This is a genomic window from Affinundibacterium flavidum (assembly GCF_014284175.1).
GTDB lineage: Bacteria > Pseudomonadota > Gammaproteobacteria > Burkholderiales > Burkholderiaceae_D > Undibacterium > Undibacterium flavidum.
The window spans coordinates 1-396 of the sequence record NZ_JACOGA010000055.1 but is presented as its reverse complement, the minus strand read 5'-3'; the positions used below and the strand labels follow the sequence as shown (position 1 = coordinate 396).

1 protein-coding gene is annotated in these 396 nt (G+C 53.5%); it reads left to right on the top strand.

The annotated features are described in order from the left end of the window. Nucleotides 1–113: 113 nt before the first annotated feature. Nucleotides 114–396, top strand: a 283-nt coding sequence (locus H8K55_RS21640) for a hypothetical protein (RefSeq protein ID WP_222612573.1), incomplete at its 3' end; no start/stop codon positions are given.

The following is a 396-nucleotide window of genomic DNA, read 5'->3' as shown; positions in this document are numbered from 1 at the left end:
TCCTTTGACCTTTAACAATTTGAGTTCTTGTAGCCAGCAAAAGTGCCAGCTACACCTACGACAAAACCGGACTCAACACCCAGATCACGTACAGCAACGGCACCAGTAGCAACATGCGCTACGACGCCGCGCTGCGCATGCAACAAGTGACACACGCCAAAGGCAACATCATCCATGCGCGCACCGACTACGTGTTCGACCAAAACGGCAATCGTACCAAAGAAACCATCAACCGCAACGCCGCCGCCCAAGTCACCAACTACAGCTATGACAAAGCCGACCGCCTGACCCAAACCGAGGTCATCGACGTCAACCAAACTGTCACCACAGCCTACACCTTAGATGGCGTCGCCAATCGCACCAAAGAAATCATCAGCACCAAACCAGCAGGCACAG